The 24190-nt window shown below is 67.3% G+C and carries 15 protein-coding genes; 6 read left to right on the top strand and 9 right to left on the bottom strand.

Annotated elements, in window-relative coordinates; all coding sequences use genetic code 11:
• Nucleotides 1–7: 7 nt before the first annotated feature.
• The gene (locus J2850_RS08755; RefSeq protein ID WP_209980652.1) at nucleotides 8–3583 is read right to left on the bottom strand and encodes a tetratricopeptide repeat protein; all 3576 of its coding nucleotides are present in this window, start codon (nucleotides 3581–3583) and stop codon (nucleotides 8–10) included.
• A 138-nt stretch (nucleotides 3584–3721) separates the two neighbouring features.
• On the opposite strand from J2850_RS08755, the gene J2850_RS08750 reads away from it, so the two are divergent.
• The gene (locus tag J2850_RS08750) at nucleotides 3722–4975 is read left to right on the top strand and encodes a methyltransferase (protein ID WP_209980650.1); all 1254 of its coding nucleotides are present in this window, start codon (nucleotides 3722–3724) and stop codon (nucleotides 4973–4975) included.
• Between the two features lie 70 nt (nucleotides 4976–5045).
• Here J2850_RS08750 and J2850_RS08745 read toward each other — a convergent pair whose 3' ends face one another.
• Nucleotides 5046–5960, bottom strand: a complete 915-nt coding sequence (locus J2850_RS08745; protein WP_246512914.1) for a tetratricopeptide repeat protein — start codon at nucleotides 5958–5960, stop codon at nucleotides 5046–5048.
• A 221-nt stretch (nucleotides 5961–6181) separates the two neighbouring features.
• Between J2850_RS08745 and J2850_RS08740 the strand changes: the two genes are divergently transcribed.
• Complete coding sequence (locus J2850_RS08740; RefSeq protein WP_209980649.1) at nucleotides 6182–6604, top strand: hypothetical protein; 423 nt, start codon at nucleotides 6182–6184, stop codon at nucleotides 6602–6604.
• A 212-nt stretch (nucleotides 6605–6816) separates the two neighbouring features.
• Complete coding sequence (locus tag J2850_RS08735) at nucleotides 6817–7629, top strand: PP2C family protein-serine/threonine phosphatase (protein ID WP_209980647.1); 813 nt, start codon at nucleotides 6817–6819, stop codon at nucleotides 7627–7629.
• 9 nt (nucleotides 7630–7638) lie between these two features.
• Here the strand turns inward: J2850_RS08735 and J2850_RS08730 are convergent, their stop codons facing one another.
• Nucleotides 7639–8280: a DUF4384 domain-containing protein gene (locus J2850_RS08730; RefSeq protein WP_209980644.1), complete on the bottom strand. Its 642-nt coding sequence runs from the start codon at nucleotides 8278–8280 to the stop codon at nucleotides 7639–7641.
• A 505-nt stretch (nucleotides 8281–8785) separates the two neighbouring features.
• Between J2850_RS08730 and J2850_RS08725 the strand changes: the two genes are divergently transcribed.
• Both J2850_RS08725 and J2850_RS08720 read left to right on the top strand, forming a co-directional pair.
• Nucleotides 8786–10447, top strand: a complete 1662-nt coding sequence (locus tag J2850_RS08725; protein WP_246512913.1) for an alpha-amylase family glycosyl hydrolase — start codon at nucleotides 8786–8788, stop codon at nucleotides 10445–10447.
• A 194-nt stretch (nucleotides 10448–10641) separates the two neighbouring features.
• Nucleotides 10642–11742 carry a TRAP transporter substrate-binding protein gene (locus J2850_RS08720; RefSeq protein WP_209980643.1) on the top strand — a complete coding sequence of 367 codons (1101 nt, stop codon included), beginning with the start codon at nucleotides 10642–10644 and terminating at the stop codon, nucleotides 11740–11742.
• Between the two features lie 64 nt (nucleotides 11743–11806).
• Here J2850_RS08720 and J2850_RS08715 read toward each other — a convergent pair whose 3' ends face one another.
• The 4 genes from J2850_RS08715 to J2850_RS08700 all read right to left on the bottom strand — a co-directional run bounded on the left by J2850_RS08715 (nucleotide 11807) and on the right by J2850_RS08700 (nucleotide 19655).
• Nucleotides 11807–13849 (bottom strand): hypothetical protein, encoded by a 2043-nt coding sequence (locus J2850_RS08715; protein WP_209980641.1) that lies wholly within the window; start codon nucleotides 13847–13849, stop codon nucleotides 11807–11809.
• Nucleotides 13846–15255 carry a flagellar hook-associated protein FlgK gene (gene flgK / locus J2850_RS08710; protein WP_209980639.1) on the bottom strand — a complete coding sequence of 470 codons (1410 nt, stop codon included), beginning with the start codon at nucleotides 15253–15255 and terminating at the stop codon, nucleotides 13846–13848. Before flgK ends, J2850_RS08715 begins: the two co-directional genes overlap by 4 nt.
• A 67-nt stretch (nucleotides 15256–15322) precedes the next feature.
• Complete coding sequence (locus tag J2850_RS08705) at nucleotides 15323–17956, bottom strand: flagellar hook-basal body complex protein (RefSeq protein WP_209980637.1); 2634 nt, start codon at nucleotides 17954–17956, stop codon at nucleotides 15323–15325.
• A gap of 214 nt (nucleotides 17957–18170) precedes the next feature.
• A complete protein-coding gene (locus J2850_RS08700; RefSeq protein WP_209980635.1) occupies nucleotides 18171–19655 on the bottom strand; it encodes a tetratricopeptide repeat protein in 1485 nt (494 codons plus the stop codon).
• Between the two features lie 107 nt (nucleotides 19656–19762).
• Here J2850_RS08700 and J2850_RS08695 point away from each other — a divergent pair, with 107 nt between their 5' ends.
• Nucleotides 19763–20101, top strand: coding sequence for a DUF1491 family protein (locus J2850_RS08695; RefSeq protein WP_209980633.1), 339 nt, complete (start codon nucleotides 19763–19765; stop codon nucleotides 20099–20101).
• Between the two features lie 10 nt (nucleotides 20102–20111).
• Here the strand turns inward: J2850_RS08695 and J2850_RS08690 are convergent, their stop codons facing one another.
• Nucleotides 20112–22529 (bottom strand): ATP-binding protein, encoded by a 2418-nt coding sequence (locus J2850_RS08690; RefSeq protein WP_246512912.1) that lies wholly within the window; start codon nucleotides 22527–22529, stop codon nucleotides 20112–20114.
• A gap of 38 nt (nucleotides 22530–22567) precedes the next feature.
• Entirely contained in the window at nucleotides 22568–24106 is a 1539-nt protein-coding gene (locus J2850_RS08685) for a bifunctional metallophosphatase/5'-nucleotidase (protein ID WP_307354198.1), read from the bottom strand.
• Nucleotides 24107–24190 lie beyond the last annotated feature (84 nt).

The following is a 24190-nucleotide window of genomic DNA, read 5'->3' as shown; positions in this document are numbered from 1 at the left end:
TTCTCCATCAGAGGCCGGCTGCCCTGGCGAGCGCCGTTACCGCCTGCCGGACCGCTGCCGCCAGCCCCTCGCCCGGCGCCGGCTGGACCAGACGCATGGATGGATACCATGGACGCACGCCAGCCCCCATCTGGGTCCAGTCGCGCATTCCGAGCCGCCAGGTCGGGACGCCCAGGGCACCCGCCAGTTCACCCACCGCCGTTGCCGGCGATATGACGAGATCGAGGTTGGCGATCAAGGCGGCCACGCCTTCGAAGTCGTTCTTCAAATCCAGATCCTCCCAGCGATGAAGCCGGCGGCTGGCTGTTTCCACCTCCATCAGTTCCCTGGTGCAGTCGCCATATTGCAGGGTCACGACGTTCACGCCGGGAAGGTCGAGCAGGGGCAGCCAGTCGGGCAGGCTGGTATAGGCGGCGGCCCGCTGTGCGGTGACGACTTGGCTGCGCCAAGCCAATCCGACCTTCAGCCCGGAAAGGGCCTGAAGCCTTTGACGCCAATGCGCCACCCGACCGGCTTCCGGCTTCAGATAGGAGACCCGGTCGGGGAAGTGGCCCAGCCTGTCTCGAAACAGGGCGGGCAGAGTGCCGGCGGCCAACTGGACATCGCAGTCGGGAGTGTTCGTGCTCTCTCGACCTTCGGCATCCACGGTTTCAGCCCGCACGGCAACCCATGGGAATGAGCGGGCGAACAGGCTGACCAGCCGGCGGTCGCATTCGACCGTGACAGGTCCGTCCAAACCCTGAAGGGCGTCGAAGCAGGAGGCGAACAGGATCTCGTCGCCCACCCCCTGCTCCGACCAGACCAGGAGGCGCTGCCCGGCCAATGCCTCGCCCGTCCAGGTGGGGCGGTCGATGCGGCGGGCCCGCTGAAGTTGCCGGGCCGAGAATCGGCGCCCATAGCCTGCCCAGCCGCGGGTTATGTGCCCATCGGCCAGATCCATGAGCCCCAAATTCCAGGCGGCCAGCGCGAAGCCCGGATCCAGGCGCAAGGCGTGATCGAGATGGCGCCTTGCCTCCGCAGGCTTGCCGTCCAGCGTCGCCATGCTGGCGAGATTGTTGTGGGCATCGGGCGAGTTCGGTTGCAGGGCGAGAGCCCGGCGGTAATGGACAATGGCTTGGCCATTCCTGCCCTCCAACTCGTGGGCATGGCCGAGATTGGCCTGGGCCGCTGCATTCTCGACGCTCAAGGTGATGGACCGTCGGTGCAGTCGCAGCGCCTCCGTCACGCGCCCGCCGGTCTGGCGCAGCAGGCCGAGATGGGTCAGCGCCTCCGGAAAATCCGGGCGCAGTGACAACGCGCGGGTGAAAGCCAGCGCGGCCTGTGCATGACGCTGTTCCGTCTCATGGACCAGTCCCAGATGATTCCAGGCGCTGGGGAAGTCCGGCGCAAGCCGCAGCGCTTCTTTGATCAACGGCAGCGCATCGGCGGACCGGCCGGCCTGATGCAGCAGCAGTCCCAGCAGGTGCAGGGCATCGGCATGGCTGGGGGAGGCGCGGCCGGGGTCGGCGTCGAGCGCCGCCCGGTAGGCGGTTTCGGCATCGGCAAACCTGCCGGCCCGGTGCAGCGCCACGCCCCGATCGAGCAGGCCGTCGAAATCCGGCGCCGTCGCCGTCGGCAGGGGCGGAAGGGCGGCAGAGTGCGGCGCCGCCACCCCGATTTCCGGACCGGGGGACGGCGCAGGAGCGAGCCGCACCAACTCCCTGGCGATCGCGCTGAGCGTGTCCTCCAGTCCCTGGCCGGCCGCGGGCTGGAACAGGCGCATCGACGGGTACCAGGGACGCACGCCGGTCCCGAGCTGCGTCCAGTCGCGGCTGCCAAAGCGCCACACCGGCACCCCTAGCGCTCCCGCCAGCTCACCCGCCGACATCGCCGGCGAGATCACCAGGTCCAGGTTCGCCATCAGCGCCGCCGCACCGTCGAGATCGTCCTTCAGGTCGAGGTCGGCCCAGCGGTGGATGGTCACGCCGAAGCGGGCCTCCGCCTGCGACAGCTCCGCCTCGCACTCGCCGTACTGCAGGTTGACGAACACCACGCCGGGAACCGCGAAGACGGGGCCCCAATGCTCCAGCATCACGTAGGAGGCCCGCCGGTCCGCCGTCATCATCTGGCTGCGCCAGCCGATCCCCACCCGCAGGCCGGCACCCAGCGCCGACAGACGCTCCCGCCAACGCTCTGACTGGGACGCGTCCGCGACAAGCCAGGACGGCTGCTGCTCGAAATCAGGCAGGCTGGCCCGCAGATGGCGGGGAAGGTCGCCCGCCGGGACCTGCAGGTCGTGATCGGGCGGATCGACGGTTTCGCTGCCACCGGTGCCGAAAGCGTCACCGGTGCAGCTTTCGGCCCTGACCAGCGCCTTCGGGAAGGAGCGGCTGAACAGCGCGACCAAGCGGCGGTCGCATTCGATCGTGACCGGTCCGCCGCCCCAGGCGACGACGTCGGGGTAGCAGGAGGCGAACATGATTTCGTCGCCCACCCCCTGCTCACGCCAGATCAGCAGGCGCCGGCCGCGCAGGAGGTCTCCGGTCCAGCGGGGCGTGGCGAAGCGACGGTTCGGCAGTGCCTCGCCGGTAGCGAACCGGTGTTCGTAACCGGACCAGCCAGCCGCCAAGGCTCCGGCGCGGAGGGCAAGAAGACCAAGGTTGTATGTGGCCGTGGCAAGATCCGGCTGTTGAGCAAGGGCTTCCAGGAAGCATGCCGCGGCTTCGTCGAAGCGGCCTTGCGCCTGCAAGGCATTGCCGAGGTTGTAGAGTGCTTCGGCGAAGTCCGGGTGCAGAGCCAAAGCCTGGCGATGACACTGCTCGGCCTGGTCGGGGCGCCCGAGCCGTCTCAACACGCTGCCCAGGTTGTTCAAAGCGGGAGCGTGGCGGGGATTGCGCCTCAAAGCTTGGCGATAGGCGATTTCGGCGGTTTCATAGGCGCCCTTCTGCTGAAGGATGGCTCCCAGGTTGTAATGCGCGTTGGCGTCATCCGGCCGCATCGCCGTCACGACGCGGTGCTCCGCCACCGCATCGTCCAGCCGGCCGGTCATAGCCAACGCATCGCCCAGATTGTTGTGCGCCTCCACCATGCCGGGCTCCAGGCGAATTGCCCGTCGCAAGTCCGTTGCGGCCCGGCCGTGGAGGCGGCGGGCCGCACGGCCGTTGCCGAGATTGAACCAGGCCTTGGCATAATCCGGCTTGAGGGCCAGCGCCGCCCTGAAGGCCGCCTCGGACTCTTCATGCCGGCCAAGCGCCGCCAGCGCGTTCCCGAGATTGTGCCGGCGCTGCGGTCCGGTGCGGTCGATGGCCGCAGCCTTGCGATGGGCATCCGCCGCGTCAGCCAAGCGCCCCGCCGCCGCCAACGCACTGCCGAGATTGTCCCAATAGTCGGCGACGCCGCCAGCCAGTCTCAACGCCTTGCCGATCATCTCCACCGCCTCGGCGGCGCGGCCGGACTGCAGCGACAGCACTCCCAGCAGATGCAGGGCGTCGGCATTGCGTCCGTCGCCGGCCAGCACGCTGCGGTATCCTCGCTCCGCCTCGTCGAGGCGGCCAGCCTGATGATGAGCCACCGCCATGGCCAGCGTTCCGTCGTTTCTCGCCATCTTGTCCGACCGCTCCCGGATCCTCCGGTCTCCCGACCGGCTTCCCAAAGGGAGTGCCATCATTGGCGGATCACGGTAAAGATGCCATTGATATCGTCCGAGGGTGTCGAACGGACGGCGTTGAAGGAAGAGCGGTCGATGGCGGGATCACGCTTGTCATTGCGCAGCCGGGGCGAACCGCCGGCCTTGCGCCTCAGCCGGCAGGCCGACGCGCTGGCCGCTGCCGGCGATGCGGCGGCGGCGGCGGGGCTGTACGTGCGGGCACTCGCGATCGACCCCACGCTGGCGGGCACCCACAACAACCATGGCAATGCGCTGCGCGTGCTCGGCCGCCTTGACGAGGCGGCCGCCGCCTATCGTGCGGCCATCGCCCGCGGGCTGGACGAGGGCATGGCCCACTACAATCTTGCCTCCCTGTTGCGGCAGGCTGAGCGGCACGGCGAGGCGGATGACATCTTCCGCCAAGCGCTGGCGCTGCGTCCCTGTCATGCCGAGGCATGGAACAACTGGGGCAATCTCATGCGCGACCTCGAGCGGTACGGGGACGCGGCGATGGGCTATCGTCATGCGCTTGCGCTGCGTCCGGATTGGTCGGACGCCCACGACAATCTCGGCGCCGTCCTTTATCTGTTGCACGAGCAGGGTGGGGAGAAGGAGGCGGCGGCGCTGGCCCGGTGGTGGCGGCGAGATCATCCGATGAACCCGCTGGCCCGCCATATAGGCGCCGCCATCGCCGGCGAGGCGGCGGATGCGCGTGCGCCCGACGACTATGTCCGCCAGACCTTCGACCTCTTCGCCGAGGAGTTCGACCGCAAGCTGGCTGACTTGGATTATAGGGCTCCGGCGCTTCTCGCCGGTCTGCTGTCGGATGAGAGCCCGGTCCCGTCCGGGACCCTCGACGTCCTGGATGCCGGCTGCGGCACCGGGCTGTGTGCCGCGTTCCTGCGCCCCTACGCCCGGCATCTGACGGGTGTGGACCTGTCGGAGGGAATGCTGGAGCGCGCCGATGCCCGCGGCCTTTACGACGACCTGCAAGCGGTGGAACTGGTTGCGTTCCTGGCCTCCAGGCCGAAGTCGTTCGATCTGGCGGTGGCGGCGGATGTCTTCTGCTATTTCGGTGCGCTGGAGGACGTATTCTCCGCCGCTGGCGAGGCGCTTCGTCCCGGAGGGCTGCTGGTCTTCACCGTCGAGGAACTGGAACCGGAGGACGGGCGTCCATATCGCGTCGCGACCCATGGGCGCTATGCCCACACCGAGTCCTATGTGCGCGCGGCTCTGGCCTCCGCCGGCTGGGCGCCGACGCGCTGCGACCGCGACCGCCTGCGTTTCGAAAGCGGCGCGCCGGTCAATGGGCTGGCGGTTCTGGCGGAGCGGCCGACACGTGGCGTTTGACAGGCGGCGTTTGACACACGGCTGTTGGGGCAGGGGGGCCAAAGCGCTGGCCGACGGAAGCTGCCTTCGTTCATGGTCTGCGCCGCCGGAGACGGGCTCCCGCCGCACGCCCCGGCTCGTCTTCCAGTTCGGCAGCCTCCGCCAGACGGCCGAGGCTGCGCAGGGCCAGGGCAAGCGTCTCGCGTGCATCGGGATGATCGGGGTCGATCAGAACGGCTTGGCGCAGTGGGGCGAGCGCGGCCGTGGTGTTCCCGACCGCCGCCATGGCGATCCCCAGATTGAGGGCCGCCGACAGGAAGTCAGGAACCAGGGCCAGGGCGTTGGCGAAGGCGGTCACCGAATCCGCCCGCATGCCCGCCGCATAAAGGGCATGGCCGGCCAGGAAGGCGATGTCGGCGTCGCGGGGATCGAGTGCCGAGGCGCGCAGGAGGTCGCCCAATGCCGGGGTGACCTGGCCGGTTTCGAGCCGCCGCCTGCCGCGCCCATGCAGGAGCTTGACGAGCTGCTCGCGCGCGGGGTCGAGCGACGGGTCGATCCTCAGGGCGCGCTCGAGCATCGGTATGGCATGCCAGGCGGAATCCCAAGGGGAAACACCTGATAAGGGCGCGTCGTGTGCGGAGACCTGGAAGACGAAAGCGCGGTCGGTCCATGCCTCGGCGAAGTCGGGACGAAGGGCGAGCGCCCGTTGGTAGCCGGCTTCCGCTTCGCTCGTCCGGCCGAGGCCACGCAGGAGGTTGGCGCGGTTGGCGTGGATATCCGCCGCCTCCGGCCGTTGGCCAAGCGCCTTGCCGACCAGCGTCAGGCCGAACTCGGCATGGCCGACCTGGCCCGCCAGCACGCCCAGGTAATGCAGGGCATCCGGCTGCTCCGGTTCGGCTTCCAGAATACGGGTATAGAGTTCCTGCGCCTCGCCGAAGCGGCCCGCGAGGTGCAGGTCGAGCGCGAGGGTGAGGGTTTCGAGGATCGTGGCCATGGTCCAACGCATTAGGGCGTCCTCCCCCCTTCCCGCAAGCCCGTGCAACGCCGGCCTCAGCTTTTCAACATCCGTGCGCCAACGCTGCCGCTCCCGGCCGTGTGCATGCGCCGGATCATGGCCGGCCTGCATGAAGCCCTGGACGGAACCCGGGACGGACGCGATGCGGCTCCGGTCGGTCAGCCGTTTCCGGGACGGCCGTCCCCCGGATGCCGCCCATATCGTCACGGCACATGTTCCAGCGGTCCCGCGACCTGCGTTGCCAGACGGCGCTGCTTGGTTTCGATGCCGCGGCGATACCGGTCGAGGCTTTCGCGGCGGGCGCCTTCGTGGCACACTCGGCCACCGGTATTGCTGTCGACGGCAGGGATTTGTCCTTGTGCGCCGGCCCTCGCGATCCGGCCGGCAGGGTGCCGGCGATAGGGCAAGCGGCACCTGAGATGGGGTTTCACATGGGTCTGGACATCACATCCTCCACCGCCGGCGCCGCTATCGGTCTTAAGCTGGCGCAAAGCCGGATGGATTTCGGCGTGAAGGCGCTGAGCGCGAATGCCGACCAGCAGCAGGAAACCATCGCGGCGCTGATTGATCCTGCGGGCGGTGCCGGCGGATCGGTGACGCCGACACGCGGCCAGGGGTTGAACATCGTCGTTTAGGACCATACCGCGTGAATCGGCCGCCGCGGTCTTCGGTCCGGCGCCAGGGCGTACGGGCAATCCCCGCTGTATCTTTGTACAGGCTTACGCCATTATCCGGGGAACGGCCGATCACCGTTTCCCGTCCTCCGGTGCCATGTGTCACGGGGTGCGATGGGCTCGGCCCCGTCCGCCCGAACCCCATGCCCCGCGATCCGGGAGTAGCCGCCTAGATGCCCAATGCCGCCCTTGTCCTCACCGTCGCCGGACTGACTGACGTCGGTCGCTCCCGGTCCCGCAACGAGGACAATTTCCATGTCAGCATGGACGGCGGGTTTGCCATCGTCTGCGATGGAATGGGTGGGCATGCCGGCGGCGACATCGCCAGCCGCAAGGCCGTCGACGTCATCGCGAACCTGCTTGGCGGCTACGCGGAAGTGGGCACCACCGTGACTCCGGACGCAGGTGATGCCGACCGGACCCACGGCGATCTGGCCGGAATCGAACCGATGGTGCGCAGCGCCATGTCGCTGGCACGGTCGGCGGTTCGGAAGGCCAACCGGGCGATCTATGACCTCAACAGCGCCCGAGGCTTCGCCCAGGGGCGAGGCATGGGAACGACGGTGGCCGGGTGCTGGCACGTGCCGGGCACGGCGCAACTCGTGGTCTTCCATGCCGGAGACAGCCGGGTCTACCGCCTGCGCGATGGCGACCTGACGGTTCTGACACGCGATCATAGCCTCTATCAGATCTGGCTCGACAATGGCGGAAGAGGGACGGCTCCGCAGCGGAACATCATTGTCCGTGCCCTTGGGACCGGGGAGGACGTGGAGCCGGAGGTGGCGGTGCATTCGCTCCAATCCGGGGACGCGGTCCTGATCTGTTCCGATGGACTGAACGGAATGGTGCCGGACGGCATAATCGCCCGCGTCCTGCGGGAGGAGGCCGAGCCCGCCCGTGCCTGCGCGGCATTGATCGAGGCCGCCAACGAGGCGGGTGGCCAGGACAATGTGACGGTGGTGATCGGGCGTTTCACCGCTTCCTGAACCCTCGCGTCATGGCTCGGTCCTGATGAAGCTCGCTGCGGCGACGGCATCCGGCAGGGCGCTTGATCGGGCCGACAGTGCTTTGGACAGCGCCGCCAGATAGGCGGCAGCCGGCTCCTGCTCCGGCCGCTCCACGGGGAAAAGCCGTTCCGGAGTGGCGAGCGCCACCAGCAGTTCTTGGCCGTATGGCGCCCCGATTGTCCAGTACCGCCCGCCATCCGCCTTGTTGCCAAGGCGAAGAACCGTGTTGGAGCCAAGAGGTGTTTCAGGTGCCGACGGGTTGGGCAGCAGGTGAACGACGCTGCCGTCGCTCGTGAAATAGTCGATCCTCAGGCTTACCGGCCGGTCGGGCGTCTTGACCTGAAGCACCAGCGGGGCGCCGGCGTTCAGCGTTTCGCCACCATCGACCGTCATCGCGAGGGGCGCGGCCGAGCGGCGGTTGGCGGCGATGGCGGCGGCGACGGCCGAGAGCGGCTGGCAGAACCAGGGATTCGCGACGGCCATGTCGAAACCATACTCCCACCCGGCGGCAGTTGCATCGACCGCCGCGCGCACCGCATCGTGCGCGTGGTCTCCCGCCACGGTACCGGAGACGAGCAGCCGGCCATTCGCCTCCTCCACGATCGCCAGCGTGCAGGGCAGTGCATGCAACGCTTCCGCCACCGCTGCAGCCGGTGGCCGATGGCGCCCGGGGACAGCCGGGGGAGCGGCATCCGTGGATGAAGGGGCCGCGAGGTCCGGCGGCGTGCCGGTTTGCGGAGTGGCAGGCAACGGTGTATCCGCAGGCTCGGTCGCGGCGGCAGGGACGGCGAGGACCGCGGCCGCCAGCGCCAGGCAGCCGATCGGCAACAGCCGGTGTGGTGCCGCCCTGGCCGGCAGGATGGCCGGGCTACGGGTGGCGCCCTCCTTCCTTGGACCCGCAGGCCGGTCCGCCGTCTTCACCATCGTGCCATCCCGTCCGCTCCCCGCCGGTGACTTGCCGGGTGGTATAGAGGCCGTCCGCAACGCCGCCAACCCCTTGGAGGCTCGTCCTCAAGGTCCTGCCCGATCGGCTGTGTCATGCGAAAGGCATGGGTGGTGAGTACAGGCGGCGGTAACCTTTCGTTAGCCATGCCGGTGGAAGCTGATCACCTGTCCATGGCGCGGAGCCCGATCCTTGACCCAGACGTTCCTGCGGATGCCGCCTTCCGGTCCCGACCCGTCCTGGCTGAACGGCGCGGCCATCTACCAGATCTACCCGCTCAGCTTCCGCGACCGTGGAGGCGACGGCTGGGGCGACCTCGAGGGGGTACTGGAAGGCTTGGACCACGTGGCCTCCCTTGGGGTCGACGGCGTGTGGATCAGTCCCTTCTACCCGTCGCCCCGGAAGGATTTCGGTTACGATGTCGCCGACCACCGCGCGGTCGACCCACGCATGGGCAACCTCACTGTTTTCGACCGGCTGGTGGAGCGTGCCCACGGCCTCGGGCTGAAGGTGCTGGTCGACCTCGTCTGCGGCCACACCTCCGATGCCCATCCCTGGTTCATCGACAGCCGGCGGTCGCGGGCGGGCGACAGGGCCGACTGGTATGTCTGGGCGGATGCCAAGCCCGACGGCACGGCACCCAACAATTGGCTGTCGGTCTTCGGAGGAGCCGCCTGGAGTTGGGAGCCGCGGCGGCGGCAATATTACCTGCACCATTTCCTGCCCAGCCAGCCGGCGCTGAACCTGCATGAGCCGGCGGTGATGGATGCGCTGTGCGAGACGGCGGCCTTCTGGATGGAGCGCGGCGTGGACGGCTTCCGCATCGACGCGGTGGATTTCTTCGCCCATGACCCGCAACTCCGCTCCAACCCGGCCGCGGTGTGGCGCGAAGCCGAGCCGCCGCTGAAGCCCTTCGCCCTTCAGCAGCATGTCTACGACATGATGCACCCGGCGATCGGCGGCATCCTGGCGCGCCTGCGCGAGACGGTCGACCGCTATCCCGGACGTGTGCTGCTGGGCGAGCTGTCGAGCCAGCCCGGCGCCGTGCAACGCATCGCCGCCTACTGCACGCCGCAGGGCCTGCATGCCGCCTACACCCTGTCGCTGGCCAAGCAACCGTTCAGTGCCAAGGGCTTCTCCCAGGCGCTGGCGGCGGTACCCCGTCCGGACTCCATCTGCTGGAGCCTTTCGAACCACGACGTCGAGCGGGCGGCCAGCCGCTGGCTGCCGGAGGGAGCCGATCCGGAGGTGTTCAACGCCTTGCTGGCCATGCTGGCGGCTTCCCTTCCCGGCACCGTCTGCGTCTACCAGGGCGAGGAACTCGGCCTGCCGAATGCGGTCCTGGAACAGCATCAGTTGCGCGATCCTTTTGGGATCACCTATTGGCCCGACTTTCCTGGCCGCGACGGCAGCCGCACGCCGATGCCGTGGCGCGGCGACGAACCGAATGCCGGCTTCAGCAGCGGCGAACCGTGGCTGCCGGTCCCGCCGCCTCATGCCGCGCTTGCCGTTGACCGGCAGGAGCGCTTGGCAGGCAGCCCGCTCGCGGTGTGGCGCGCGGCGCTGGCCCTGCGCCACGACCACGAGATCCTGCGCAGCGGCTCGGTTGCCGCCGTGGAGGATCATGGCGATCTGCTGTCGTTCGAACGGACGCTCGACGGGGAGCGTCTTCTGGCCGTCTTCAATCTCGCCGACCGGCCGGCCGAATTCTCCATGCGCGGCCGCGGCGAGGTGGAGGCGCTCATCGTGCCGCGCGCGCCGGGCTCCGCCTCGCCCGAGGTGGCGGCCGACGGCCGACTGCTGGTCATGCCGCCACTATCCGCCTTCCTTGGCCGGTTGCGCCCCTCCCGCTGACCGCCTCCCGTCGCCTGGACCTGTTCTTTCGGGGAGCCTCGGTACACCCCGAAAGGCAGGCATGCACAATTGTGCGATGCAGGCCGCCGCATCGGATGCTTTGTTACACGATAGGCTAAACGCCTGTAATTCCCTGATTCGCCGCGGGTCATGGAAATTATGCGGGCCACAGACAATCAAGTGGAGTAGCGGGAGTGAAAAGAAGAGCGTTCCTCACCAAGGCCGGCGTTGGCACCGTTTCGACCGTTGCGGCCTCCACCCTCGCGGCTCCGGCCATCGCCCAGTCGCAGCCTGCGATCCAGTGGCGCCTGGCTTCCAGCTTTCCCAAGAGCACCGACATCCTGATCGGTACCTCCGAGCTGATCGCCAAGCGCGTCGCCGAGGCGACCGACGGCAAGTTCCAGATTCGCGTCCATGCCGGCGGTGAGCTGGTCCCCGGACTGCAGGTGCTCGATGCCGTGCAGAACGGCACGGTCCAGTGCGGCCACACCTGCGGCTACTACTATGTCGGCAAGGATCCGACCTTCGCCTTCGACACCACCGTTCCCTTCGGCCCCAACGCCCGCCAGCAGAACGCCTGGTACCAGTATGGCGGCGGCCAGGAGGTGATGCGGGCCTTCTTCAAGAAGCACAACATCGTCCAGTTCCCCGCCGGGAACACCGGCGCCCAGATGGGCGGTTGGTACCGCAAGGAAATCAAGTCGCTCGAGGACTTCAACGGCCTCAAGATCCGCATCGCCGGCATCACCGGCCAGATCATGGCCAAGCTGGGCGCCGCTCCGACCCAGATCGCCGGCAGCGACATCTATCCGGCCCTGGAGAAGGGCACCATCGACGCCGTCGAGTTCGTCGGCCCTTACGACGACGAGAAGCTCGGCTTCTTCCAGGTTGCCAAGTACTACTACTATCCGGGTTGGTGGGAAGGCGGGCCGCAGGTCTCGCTCTATGTCAACCAGCAGGAATGGGAGGCGCTGCCCAAGTCCTATCAGGCGATCCTTGCCGCGGCATGCGCCGAAGGCAACGGCGCGATGACCGCGCGATACGATGCGGAGAACGCCAAGGCATTGAAGCGCCTGGTCGCCAAGGGGGCGGTCCTGCGGCCCTACCCGCGCGACCTGATGGAGGCGGCCCACAAGATCGCCTTCGAGCTGTACGAGGACATTGCCAAGTCCAACCCGGACTTCAAGTCGGTCTATGACAGTTGGAAGCCGTTCCTGGAAGAGGTGCAGCTTTGGTTCCGCGTCGCGGAACTGCCCTACGACAACTTCGTCCAGACCGCCGGCCGTTCCAAGTGACGGGATGGGCAGGGTGAGAGGCAAGGGGGCGGTCCGCAAGGGCCGCCCCCTTGATGTTTGGCGATCACGCCAGGTAGTTCAGCAGCGACAGCTTTTTCGTCTGGCCGGCCACGGCATAGGTCGCCTGCAGGACATTCATCGCGCTGCTGACCTGGGCCGCCACCTCGGTCTGGTCGATACCCTCGATCTTGGCCGCACGGTCGGTCAGGGTGGCGATGGCGTCGGTATGGGCCGTCTTGGTGTCTTCCAGCGTCGCGCTGTCGGAGGCGACCTTGGCATGGATGGAGCGGATCTGGTCCTTGGCCTGAGTCAGCAATTCGCGGGCCTGGGAGGTGTACTCGTCCCACTTGCCCGGATTGGTCGCCGCCGTCCGCACCAGCCGCATCGCCCGAACCAGGCTCTGGATCGACTTGTCGTCGGAGCTGACGCCATAAGTCACGTTCAGATTGTCGTCGACCGTCACCAACGACTTGGTGTAGGCGGCCGCGTTCGTTCCCTTGCTGCGGTACTCGCTGTCGTAGAAGGGCAGGCCGGGTGGGTCGGTGTAGGGGACGTCGTCGAGATCGTCCTGCTCCGGCGGCAGGGTGGCCACGGTGACCGTGTTGTTCAGCGAGCCGTTGGTGACCGTCGCCGACGTCGAGAACAGCGAACTGCGGCTGGGATGGTTCGGGTCGGCTTTGCCGGTGCTGGTCAGCGAAATGCCGGGACCGCTGCCCAGCGGATCAATGGTTGCCGGCGGTGCCGGCTTCAGGGTGGCGAACTGCTGGCGCAGTTTGTCGGCGACGTGGTCGACGTCGGTGACGCCCGCATCATAGTCGGTGTCGGTGACCGTGTAGCGCACGGTGTAGGTCTGGTAGGGCGGCAGGTCCTGCGGCTCGTTCGGATGCTGGGTGTAGTAGGTCCGGTTGTAGGGATCGTCCGGGTCGCCGACCGCCACGGTGAACTCGAAGGTGTCGCCGATGTCGACGTTCACGCCGTTCAGCGTGAAGCTGTCGACCTGATTGAGCAAGGTCGTCGGCGCCTGGGTGGTTGTTGGCGAGGAGATGCTGTTCTCGATGGTGGCGGCATTGGTGACACGGGCGGCGACGTCGAATTTCTGGCCGGGCTCGTTGCCGATCAGCGTGATGATACCGTTGGAGCTGGATACCGTCATCGGCAGGGCCGGCGAGGCCGCATTGATCTGGCTGGACAGCCCGCGCGCCACGATGCTCAGCGTGTCGCCGGCCACCGCCTGGTACCCGAAGGTCTTGCCCGAAACCGTCACCTCGAAGTAATCGTCAGGGTTCACCACCGCGCCGTTCAGCGTGACCTTGCTGGTCTGCTTCGTCGCCATCAGGTCGGTGACCGGTTCGGTGCCGAAGCGCGAGCCCGCGAACAGGTAGCGGTCGCCGAAGCGCTGGTTCAGCAGCGCCTGGACGTCGCGCATGTCGCCCTCGATCCGCTCCTTCATCTGATCGGCCTGGGGAAAGGACACGGAGAAGCTGCTGCTGGCGGAGGCGGTCAGCTTGTCGAAGCTGAGGTTCAGCATGGCGCCTTCGCCCGGACCGCCGGCGATGGTGAAGTTGTAGCCCTTGCCGTCGTTCGGCGGGGTGGTGCCGAGGTTGATCGGGCGCGTGGTCTTGCCGCCCAGCCCGTCGGTCACCGTCACGTCGAAGGTTCCGTTCGGGCCGGTCTGCGAGGGGACGGCGGTGACCGTGTATTGCGCGCCGACCGTCAGCTTGGACTTGGCGGAGTCCACAGCCACCATCATGCCCTTGGGATTGGTGTTGACGGGCGACGTCACGCTGGCGGGGCCAGGCTGGAAGGGCATGGTGCTGCTCGACGTCCAACTGGAGACGATCGACTCCAGCGAGGTCAGCACCGTGTCCGTCGCCTTCAGCCGTGGCGCCGCGGTGTCGATGCTCTGAACGTAATTCTGGCGCTTGGCCATCTCGGACCGCAGGTCGAGAAGCTTCTGGACTTCGGGGCCGTAGGCATTGAGGTCGACCGACTTCTTGCCGGTCGTCAACTGCTCCGACAGCCGATTGACGTCGTTCTGGCCGCCGGACAGATTCCGGACAAGGCTCAGATACTGCGAGTAGCTGCTGACTCCCGTAATCGAGCTCATCGGACAACCGCCTCCAACGCGTCAAACATGGCATTGGCCACTTGCATGACTCGTGCCGAAGCCTGGTAGGACGTCTGGAGCTGTTGAAGCTGGGCGATTTCCTCGTCAATGTTGACGCCGGTCTGGGACTGGTAGCGCTCGGTCAGCAACTGCATCGACGCCTTGTCCGAATCACGGGTGTTGTTGGCCGTCTTCGCCGCGGCCATCCAGGTCCCGGTGATCGCGCTGCCCATGGCGCTGTAGGTGGTGTCCTTCATCGCCAAGCCGTCGGCATTGAAGCTGCGGCCGGCCGAGTTCAGGGCGGACACCATGCCGTTGATGGCGGTTCCCTTGACCTTCGCGGTGCTGTCGAGGAGCTTGGCGTTCACCGCGATGGAAAAGCGGTCGTTCCCCGTGAAGAACTGGTTGGCCTGCTCGCCGGCGGCGGCGGGGCTGGCATCGTCGTAGGCGTCGGCGAAGCTGGTGGGCTCGCCGGGCTTGGTGGCGCCGGTGAAGGCGTTGGCGAACTCGTCGAGCTGCGAGCGCAGCTTGCGGATGATCTCCGCCGTCGGGTCGCCGCTCGGGGCGGTCGGCGGCTCGCTGGTCGAGCCGTCCTTGGTCATGGTCAGCAGCGCGCCGAGCTTGCCGGACGTCAGGTGGTTGTCGATCGTGGTGACTTGATTGCCGACCTGTAGGTTGATATTGCCGCCGTCATAGGAAAGAGTTGCCGGCTTGGCGTCGACCAGCGCCAGGCCCGACGGGGTGAACAGCGCCACCCGTCCGTCGGGCCGGTCCACCTGGCGGACGTTCAGGTAGGTGCTGAGTTCGCGGATCAGGCCGTCGCGCTTGTCGGCCACCGAGTTCGCCGCCGACCCCTGCGACTGCAGCGATACGGAGTCGTTGTTGATCTGGTTGATCTGCTTCAGCAGGTCGTTGACCTTGTCGACCGAGGAGCCAAGATCCTGCTTCATGTCGCGGCCGAGCTTCTCCACCCCTTCGGAGACGCGGCGGATCTCGCGGGAGAAGTTGTCCGCTGCCTGGACGAGCTGGTACTGCGCGGTCTCGTTTTCCGGCGAGGTGGCGAGCGTCTTGACCGCTGCCTGGAACTTGTCGGCGTAGTCGTTCAGCAGCGGCGTGCCGTTGGTGGTGCGCAGCATGTCGCCGAGCTGCTGCATGTAGGTCGCCGTCGTTTCCGATCCGCCGTCCCGCGACATCAGGTCCTGCACCTGCGCCAACAGGGCCGTGTCGACCTCGCGGCGGTAGGTGGTGCTGATGACCTGGCCGCTGTTGTCCACCGACTGCTGGGCGGTGTGACGCGTGCGGTTGGGGTCGTTGGCCTGCGCGATGTTGTCCGAGACCAGCTTCACATTGGCCTGGACGGTGCGCAGACCGGCGGTCGCGCTGTTCAAGGCTGCGAAGAGGGACATGGCAGGGGACCTTTCGGGGATCGGGAGGGGCGGGGCGGCATGGCCGCCCCGTCAGGCCGTCAGGCGCTTAGCGCTTCAGACCAAGCACTTCCTGGAGCATCTCGTCCGAGGTGGTGACGATCTTGGCGTTGGCGGAATAGCTGCGCTGGGTGACGATCATCTTGGTGAACTCGTCGGCGATGTCGACGTTGGAGCCCTCCACGCTGTTGGCGATCACCGCGCCGGCACCGTTGGTCTCCGGATCGTTGAAGTTCGGCTTGCCCGCATCCTCGCTCTCGGTGAACACGCCGCCGGACTCCCGCTGCAGGGCGTTGGGGTTGTTGAAGGTGATGATCGGAACTTTGGCGATAACCTTGGAGCGGCCGTTGTCGTAATTGACCAGCACCGTTCCATTGTCGCCGAACACGACATCCTTGAACTGCCCGCGCGGTGCTCCGTTCTGGACGAGCTGGGTGACGTTGATTTCCTCGCCGGCATATTGGGTGAGGCCGCCCGGCTTCTGGTATTTGCCGAGATTGAGGGTAATCTGCTGCGGGCCGAAACCGTAATCGACGGTGAAGGTCACCGTGGCATCCGCTCCCGCCGACTGTGTGGCGGCGCTGACCGCCGTTCCGGTGCCGACCAGTGCCGTCGAGATGTTGGTCAGCGTGCCCACGGTTTCCGGCGTCTTGCCGAAGGTCAGCCCGATATGGGCAGGGGTCTGGCCTATCACGGCGGATTGGCTGAGGGTGAATTGCTGAACGGGAGCATCCGAAACGGTGCCGGTCGCCGTGGCGTCGCTTGTGACGTTCAGCGTATTTCCGGTGACGTTGGCGGAACCGCCATTGGCGTTGATCTGAGCGGCGAGGTAGGCGAGGACTTTTTGCGGCGTGTTGTAGGTGCCGACGTTGGCATTGGTGATGGGTAGGGAGAAGGTGCCCACATTCGTTTTGACGCTATACGTGTCGCCGACATCGACGGTCGATGCGCCGCCCATGACGATGCTTCCGGTGCCGGACATGGTGTTGGTGCTGGTAGGCGATGCCGCCGTCTTTGCCGTCACCGTGATAACGCCGCCTTGTGCCGATGCCGTTACCGACAGCGACGTGTTGGAGTTGATCTTGTTCGCCAGTGCCGCGGTGATGTCCTCCATGGTCATCTCGTCGCCGGTGGTGGAATAGGTCACCGCCGTACCGTTGACACTGATCGTGTACTGGGTGCCGATGTCGCCCGGCGTGCCGGTCAGCGTAACGGTGCGGCTCTGGCGGACACCGGCCACGCTGGCCACCGATGGCAGCGAGCTCATGGTGTTCACGCCCGGGGAAGAGTTTAGATAGTTGAATGAGGTGTTGACGTTGGCCCCGGCGGTATTCGCTTGAATCGACAGAATATTGCCGGCGGCCGAGGCCGTGACGCTCGATCCGAGTGCCTGGTTGATCTTGCCGGCCAACTGGGACACGACGTCGCTGATGGTCGGATAGCTCTGATAGCTAGCCGCGGTCACCGTATAGGTGATGGGCTTACCATTCACGCTGATGCGGAACGAGTCGCCGATTTCTACCTGGGTTTGCGGAAACTGGAACTTGTCGATTTCGCCGGCGCTGCCAGTGGCCGCAGTGGATGCCTGCTGGACGATGGTGTTCCTGGTTTCCGTGCCCGAAACCACCTCCGTATTCAATTTGAAGGGCGTACCTGCGTTGCGCGCGGTCACACGGATCTGCTGGCCGGACGAGGTGGCAAGCACCGAGGCCGCCGGCGAGGCCGAGTTGATCTGGTTCGCCAGAGCGCCGGCGAGGCCCGAATAGGTGCGGATAGAGCCGATGTTATCGGCCGTGACCTTGAGGCTGTAGGTGGTTCCGTCGACTTTCACCGAATACACGTCGCCAACACGCAGGTTGTCCTGCCCGTTGGTGTTGTTGCCGGTGATGGTGACGACGTTGACCTGAGCCACGGCGGTCTGGCCTGCGATGTTCTGGCCGAAGGTGATCGTCGCCGGGTTTCCGGTGAAGGTGCCGTCCACAGGCTTGGAGTTCGATCCCGGTGCGTCCAGGACCATCCGCCAGTCGCCGTCGGCCTGCTGCCGCCACTTGAAATTGACGGTCCGCGGGTTGCCCTGGCTGTCGAAGATCTGGATGCTGCTGTCGGGGACCTTCTGGCCGGGGGTAGGGGTCGCGGGCAGGTTGGCCGACAGGTCGATGGAGTTGGTCGCCACCGGCTTGTCGATCAGCGAATTCACCTGGATCGGTGCGACCTGATCCTTGTGGAGCGTGCCTGTCACCGGATCCACAAGCCAGCCGTTCAGGGCATAGCCGGCGCTGTTGACCAGATAACGGCTCTTGTCCAGCTCGAAGTCGCCGGCCCGTGTGTAGTAGGCGGCGGTCGATGCGACGGTGCCGGTCTGGGTCTGAACCAGCGTGCTGCTGCCCTGGGTGCTGATCTTGGAGACGCTGAAGAAGCCCTGGCCCTGGATGGCGATGTTGGTCGGGCTCTGCACCGTGGACAGGTTGCCCTGGATGTTGTTCATGAAGACCGGCTGCGCCGTGACCCCGCCCGGCTCGTGCAGGCGCTGGCTGGACTGGAGGACCATCGTCTCGAACGCGGAATCCACCCGCTTGTAGCCGATGGTCGAGCTGTTCGCGATGTTGTCCGAAATGTGTCCGAGCGCTTTGGACTGGGCATTCAGGCCGAGAACGGCGGTTGTCATCGAACCGAAAATGCTCATGGCCGGGGTCTCCGAAAGAAAGGGCAGAGGTCTTCTGTGTCCTCTCTAGCAAGCGGAATGCCAACTTCCGCGGAGCCACCAACCCGTTGGTGCCGCTCGCACAAGGCGCCTTCACCGGCCGTAGCGCCCGATTTTGCCGGGGGGTGGGAAAGTTTCGCCTAGTGCCGGCGGCCAAGGAGGGGAAGAAAGCTCCCGCCTTTTCGGCCGGGCGGCATCAGCGGCGCGCCGCCCGCTGCATATGGGCCTTCAGCACCGCCGCGACGGTGCCGAGCGCCGTCGGCCAGTCGCCGGGACGCGGCTGGCGGAACAGCCGCAGCGACGGGTACCAGGGGCTGTCGGCACGGTCGAGAAGCCACCGCCAGTCAGGAACGTGGGGCAGGAGCAGCCAGGCGGGAACCCCCAATGCTCCCGCCAGGTGGACGATCGCGGTGTCGACGGTGATCAGCAGGTCGAGATTCGACAGGATGGCTGCGGTGTCGGCGAAGTCCCGCACCCGCTCCATCACGTCCTCCACCATACCTCCTTCCCGCGAAAAGGGCAGGCGGGCCAGATCGGCACGGGCATCGCCGGTCTGCAGGCTGAAGAAGCGCACGCCGGGCACGGCAAGCAGCGGTCGCAGCGAATCGACTGGCAACGAGCGGTTGCGGTCGTTGGCGTGGCGGGGATTTCCGGCCCAAACCAGCCCAACCCGCAAGGCCGCAGGCTCGACCCCGGCGGACGGCATCACGCCCAACCGGTCGCGCCAGCGCAGAACGTCGCCCGGCTCTGGGGCAAGGTAGGGGATTGTGGCGGGAATGGACGAAAGATCGGTGCCGAAGGCACGCGGCAGGCTCATCAGTGGGCAATGGAGGTCGTGTGGCGGCGGTTCCGGGCCACGAATGAGCACCTGCACGGTCGGGCCGAGGCTGCGGAACAGGCGGAACAGCAGCGGATGCGTCTCGACCATGACACGGCCGCCGCCCTGTGCCGCCAGTCGCGCCGCAAGTGGGGCGTAGCGGACGAACTGGATGGAATCGCCGAAACCCTGTTCCATATGCAGCAGCAGGGTGGCGCCGCCGAGTGGTTGGCCGGCCCAGGGCGGCGCGGGAAAGCGGTGCCAGCGATGTTCGAACCCCTCCCATCCGGCGCGCAGGTCGCCGCGCAGCAGCCGGCCCGTCGCATGGGCCAGATGGGCGTTGGCATGGGCGGGCGCACGGGCCAGCACTGCCGCGAAACAGGCATCCGCCTCGTCGAAGCGGCGCTGGTCCCGCAGGACAGTGCCGAGATTCGTCAGCGTGTCGAGGTGATCCGGCCGCAGCCGCCATCCCCGCGTCAGCCAGGAGCGGGCGGCCTGGTAGAGGGCCGTGCCATGCAGCGAGGCGCCCAGCGCCTCCACGGCATCGCCGTTGGCGGGATCGAGCGCCAGCGCTCGCCGCAGCACCAGCTCGGCCGTCTCCAGCCGTCCGGCGACCCGCAGGGCGGCGCCCAGATGCCCCCAAGGGGGGGCTGCCGACGGCCGGACGCGGATCGCGCGTGAGATCAGGAGGATGGCGGCCGTGGCATCAGCGGACTGTGCCCGAAGGACGCCGAACAGGTGCAGGGCCTCCGGCTGGGCCGGTTCCGCCGTCAGGATCGCGCGGTAGATGGATGCCGCCGCGTCGGCATTGCCCGCGAGGTGGTGATTGACGGCGGCGTCGAGAGCGTCCAGGACTGTACCCATGCCCCCTCTCTACACCGGAGCGGCGGGAAGAGCGAGGCGGTATGCGACCGAACCGTCGTGGCAGGACGCGGGAAGCGGGACGCAAGACAAGGGGACAGGGTATCGGCATGGACAACCGGCTTCCGACGCATCTCTGGGTTTCCGCCCACATCCGCGCCGCCGACGCCGAGGGCGTGGCGATGACCGTGATGCGCAAGGGCGATCCCAGTCGCGGAACGGTCATCCTGAAGCTGAATCGTCTCGACCGGACCTTCATGGTGCTGGTGCAGGCGCGCGAAGGGGATGGGGAGCGGTTGTTCTGGTCGCGTGGCACCGGCCCCGACCCGGTGCCGGAGGCGGATGCCGATGCCTACATCGCCCGCCAGCTCCGCTACGATCCCGATGTCTGGGTGATCGAAGTGGAGGATCGCAAGGGGCGCCACTGGTTCGAGGGGCCAGTGCGCTGACGCCGGACGGTCAGCCGGTTGCCGTGACGCGGGGGAAAAGCAGCGTGAACCGGGTGCCTTCGCCGGACCGGCTCTCCACCGAAATGGCGCCGCGCAAACGCCCGGTCACCAGGTTGTAGACGATGTGCAGCCCCAGCCCGCTTCCCCCATTGCCTCGACGGGTGGTGAAGAAGGGATCGAAGATCTTGGGCAGGACCTCCGGCGCGATCCCCTGGCCGTCGTCGGCGACCGACAACTCGACGCAATCGTCCGCAAGCAGGCGGGCTGCGATGCCAATGCGCCCAGGGCGTTCCGGGGCCAGTGCATGGATGAGCGCGTTCATCACGAGATTGGTCAGAATCTGCGAGAGCGCACCAGGATATCCATCAAGCTCCAGGTCGGGCGGGCAGTCGACGGCGATCCCCAGGGTGGTCCGGGTCTTGTAGGTCGGGTGCAGGCTGCGCAGCAGTTCGTCGATGTAATCCTTCAGCAGGAAACGGCGGCGTTCGTCGCTCGACTGGTCGACGGCGACCAGCTTGAAGCTCTGGACCAGGTTGGCGGCACGGGTGCTGTTCGACAGGATCAGGTTCGCCATCTCCAGCGTATCGCCGAGGAAGCGATGGAAGTCGGATTTCCTAAGTGCATTGGCTTCGTGGCGGTCGGACACTTCCTTGACCAGTGTCTGGATCTGCGAGGCGCCGGTGATGGTGATGCCGATCGGGGTGTTGACCTCGTGGGCGACGCCGGCCACCAGTTGGCCGAGCGACGCCATCTTCTCGGCCTGGATCAGGCTGGCCTGGGTCGCCCTCAACTCGTCGAGCGCGCGTTCGGCGGCATCACGGGACTGGCGCAACGCCGCCTCGGCCTCGACCTCGCGGGTGACGTCGACCACCACCCCCTGGATCGCCGGGCCGTCCAGCCAATCGACGCGCCGCTCCGTCAGTTCCACCCACAGGCTGCCGCCGTCCGGCCGCCAGGCCCGCATCCGCCGGGGCGATGAAGGCGGTGCCCCCGTCATCAACTGGTCGTAGTTGTCGATCAGCAGTTGCCGCTCCTCCACCGCCACCAGCGCAAGCAGGGAGGGGAGGGCGACGGCTTCCGCGACCGTGAGGCCGAGCATCGACGCGAAGGAACCGTTGGCGTAGAGCGGGTGGAAGTCCCGGTGGATGACGATGCCCTGTATCGACCCTTCGACCAGATCGCGGAACCGCCGCTCGTTGTCGGCGAGCGCCCGTTGCCGCCGGTCGATCTCATCGATGAAATAACGGACCGAACCGCCGATATCGGTGATCTCGTCGTCGCCGTCGACGGGGATCTGGACCATCGCCTGGCCCGTCCGCGTCCGGCCGCCCGCCAAGCGGGCGAGGACCGCATGATTAAGCGCCACCAGCCGGGACGACAGGAAGCGGCGAAAGACGAAGTAGACGCCGACGGCGAGGATCAGCGACGCCCCGCCGAGCAGCATCACAGCCCGCGTCCGCATGGTGATCAACCTGGCCAGCGCGCCGGTACGCTCCTCCGACAGGCCGCGGATCGAGTCGTAGAGGCTGCGCGTCGAACGCTCGACCTTTTCCACCAGCACGCGGGCCTGCCCAGTCAGCGCCTGCGCGCGGTTGCGCGCCTGGAGGCGCTCGATGGAGCTTTCGAACAAGCCTTCCGGCGCCAGCAGCAGGGTGAAAAGCTCCTCGTGCATGGTGGCCATCACCTGGCCGACCGGAGCGGGAGCCGCGGCGGCGCGCTGGCCCAGGTCGGCGAGCAGGCGTTCCGCCGCACGCGCTTCGCCCTTGAGCCGGCTCAGGTGGTCGAGCTGGGTGGCGCCGGCGGCGCGGGCCGTCAGCGCGCCGACCCCGGCCGCCCAGGCCCCGGCATCGGGAAGGCTATCCATGGATGCCGCCAGCCGTGTCAGGCCACGCGCCGCCTCCGCTTGGCGGTCGGAACTCTCGATCTGGCGGGTGACCTCTGCGTTGAGGTCGGCAACGGTGGCCGCGAGGATGAGCAGGGTGGAGCGCGTCTGCTCCAGCAGCCGCATCTCGCCATCCCTGCCGCCATCCCGCTCCGGGCCGGCCACGCCGTTGTCCTTCAGCAGCGCGCGCATGCGGGCGGCCAGGAGCTGCATCGCGTCCAGTTCGGCTACCAGGCCGTTGTAGATGGACCGGCGCTGGGGCGTCGAGGTGGCGCCGGCAAGCTGCGGCAACTGCGCGACCAGCTTCTGCAGAGATCCATACAGATCGCCACTGGTCATCATCTCCGGCAGGGTGCTGGTCGACAAGACGGTGACCTCCGCCCGGAAAAGGCGGAAGGACGAGATCGACAAGCCGCCGATCAGCATCACCAGCAGCGCCATCACCGATAAACCCAGCGAGATGCGCAGGGCGATGCCGAACCGCCTCCGCCGCTGGGGCGGCGGGCTTGGCGCATCGCTCCGCCCCACCATGTCCGCGCTGGACATCACGGCTTCCCGCGCCGCCAGGGTCGCCATCACCGCCTTCACCGCGTCACCGCCATCCGGCCGTCGAGGCGGGGCGCGAAAGCGCCGCTGCGGGCGATCTGTTCGATCAGTTGGGTGGATATGAAGTCGGTGTCGCGGTCCTCGACCAGCCGTGGCACGCCGGCCAACATGCCGTAACCGTCGCCGCCGGCAGCCAGGAAGCTGCTGGTGGCGAGGCGGTAATGGGCACCGGGAACGACGGCCTTTCCACCGACGGCCAAGCTGCGGAGCCGCTGTCCGGGCGGACGGCCGAGATCGATCTTTGCCTCGGCATTCGACAGATGCGGGAAGCGTCCCTGCAACTGCTCGACGGCGGAGACGCCGCTTTCGATTGCCTCCCGGAGTTGGTTGCCCGTCACGTCCAGCACCACGCCGACATCATGGTAGGGCAGTTCGCCATAGATGTCGCGACGGGTCAGCAGCGTGCCGGCCGGATAGAGGCGGTCGCCGCGGATGCCGCCGCCGTTGATGAGCGCCACGTCGGCATCCAGCGTCCGGCGCAGGGTGTCGGCCACGGCGTTGGCGAAGGCGTTCTCGCCGCTGCGCAAGGCTTCGCGCCGGGTGTCGAGCGGTGCGGTGAGACGTCCCACCTCCATGTTCAGCATGGTGTCGAGCCGCGCCGCGTAGGCTTTGGCGCGGACGTCGATGGCGGGATCGGGAGTGGCCGCAGCCGTATCGATCACCCGTACGGCCGGGGTCCAGGAGGTCCGGATCCGTCCGTCCGTTCCGGCCTTCCGCTCTACCAGGAGGTCGATGGCAAGAACGAAGGCCGCCTGGGGGCCGCTGGTCGCCGACAGGAACCGCCCGTCGTAATCGACGGCGAAGGGACGGTTCCGGTCCTGGTACAGCACGATGTCGGCCGGCTTCGCGGACAGGACCGCGCGGTGGGTATCGCCGACATAGCCGGTCATGGCCACCACCAGGTCGACGCCATCGGCCCGCAGGGCTGCGGCCTTCGCCGCCAGCGCCGTCACCGGATCGCGGAACTCGGTGTTGTGCGCGCGCGTGGTTTCATGAGTCAGGAGGGGGGTGGCGGCAAGCACGCCGACCTGTAGGGGGCCGGCCTTCAAGACCACGGCCTCCTCCAGCCCCTCGGGCGGGCGGCCGGTGGACCGGTCGACCGCGTTGGTGCTGACGATGGGAAAGCCGGCCTCGAAGGCGCGGGCGCTCAGCTTGTCGTCGCCATGGTGGAATTCGCGGTTGAGCGCCGCCATCACGTCGATGGGCATGCCGTTCAGCAGGTCGATGATGTGTGCGCCCTGGTCGTAGAAGGCGAGCACCGAGGGGGCCAGCGTCTGCCCGCCGTGCAGGACCAGCACATTGTCATGCGACGCCTTCTCCTGCCGGATGACGCCGGCCAACCGAGCCAAGCCGCCGCGTCCGCCGGTTTCTTGAAGGTCTGTCGTGCCTTGGGCATAGAGGATCGTCACCCGGACGGGCAGGGTGGTGTCGGCCGTACCGGGGTCGGCCAGCGCGCTGGACGGCGAGAGCCCGGAGCCGAGGATGAGCAATCCGCCAATCACGGCGGGAACGATCACCGACGACAAGCCACGGCTGAACCGGAACGGTGTTCTTGCCCCGGCGCCACTCATAACAGCGTTCTTATCCATAGCCCGGCGTCA

The organism is Azospirillum picis (genome assembly GCF_017876115.1).
In the GTDB taxonomy this organism is placed as follows: Bacteria; Pseudomonadota; Alphaproteobacteria; order Azospirillales; family Azospirillaceae; genus Azospirillum; species Azospirillum picis.
The sequence above is the reverse complement of the archived record's forward strand: the minus strand, read 5'-3'. Positions and strand labels throughout refer to the sequence as shown.

Coding starts and splice junctions, on each gene's coding strand:
- J2850_RS08735 (WP_209980647.1), top strand. CDS start 6,817: ATGCCCAATGCCGCCCTTGTCCTCACCGTCGCCGGACTGACTGACGTC.
- J2850_RS08700 (WP_209980635.1), bottom strand. CDS start 19,655: ATGGGTACAGTCCTGGACGCTCTCGACGCCGCCGTCAATCACCACCTC.
- J2850_RS08755 (WP_209980652.1), bottom strand. CDS start 3,583: ATGGCGAGAAACGACGGAACGCTGGCCATGGCGGTGGCTCATCATCAG.
- J2850_RS08690 (WP_246512912.1), bottom strand. CDS start 22,529: ATGTCCAGCGCGGACATGGTGGGGCGGAGCGATGCGCCAAGCCCGCCG.
- J2850_RS08705 (WP_209980637.1), bottom strand. CDS start 17,956: ATGAGCATTTTCGGTTCGATGACAACCGCCGTTCTCGGCCTGAATGCC.
- flgK (WP_209980639.1), bottom strand. CDS start 15,255: ATGTCCCTCTTCGCAGCCTTGAACAGCGCGACCGCCGGTCTGCGCACC.
- J2850_RS08740 (WP_209980649.1), top strand. CDS start 6,182: ATGTTCCAGCGGTCCCGCGACCTGCGTTGCCAGACGGCGCTGCTTGGT.
- J2850_RS08715 (WP_209980641.1), bottom strand. CDS start 13,849: ATGAGCTCGATTACGGGAGTCAGCAGCTACTCGCAGTATCTGAGCCTT.
- J2850_RS08750 (WP_209980650.1), top strand. CDS start 3,722: ATGGCGGGATCACGCTTGTCATTGCGCAGCCGGGGCGAACCGCCGGCC.
- J2850_RS08745 (WP_246512914.1), bottom strand. CDS start 5,960: ATGCGTTGGACCATGGCCACGATCCTCGAAACCCTCACCCTCGCGCTC.
- J2850_RS08695 (WP_209980633.1), top strand. CDS start 19,763: ATGGACAACCGGCTTCCGACGCATCTCTGGGTTTCCGCCCACATCCGC.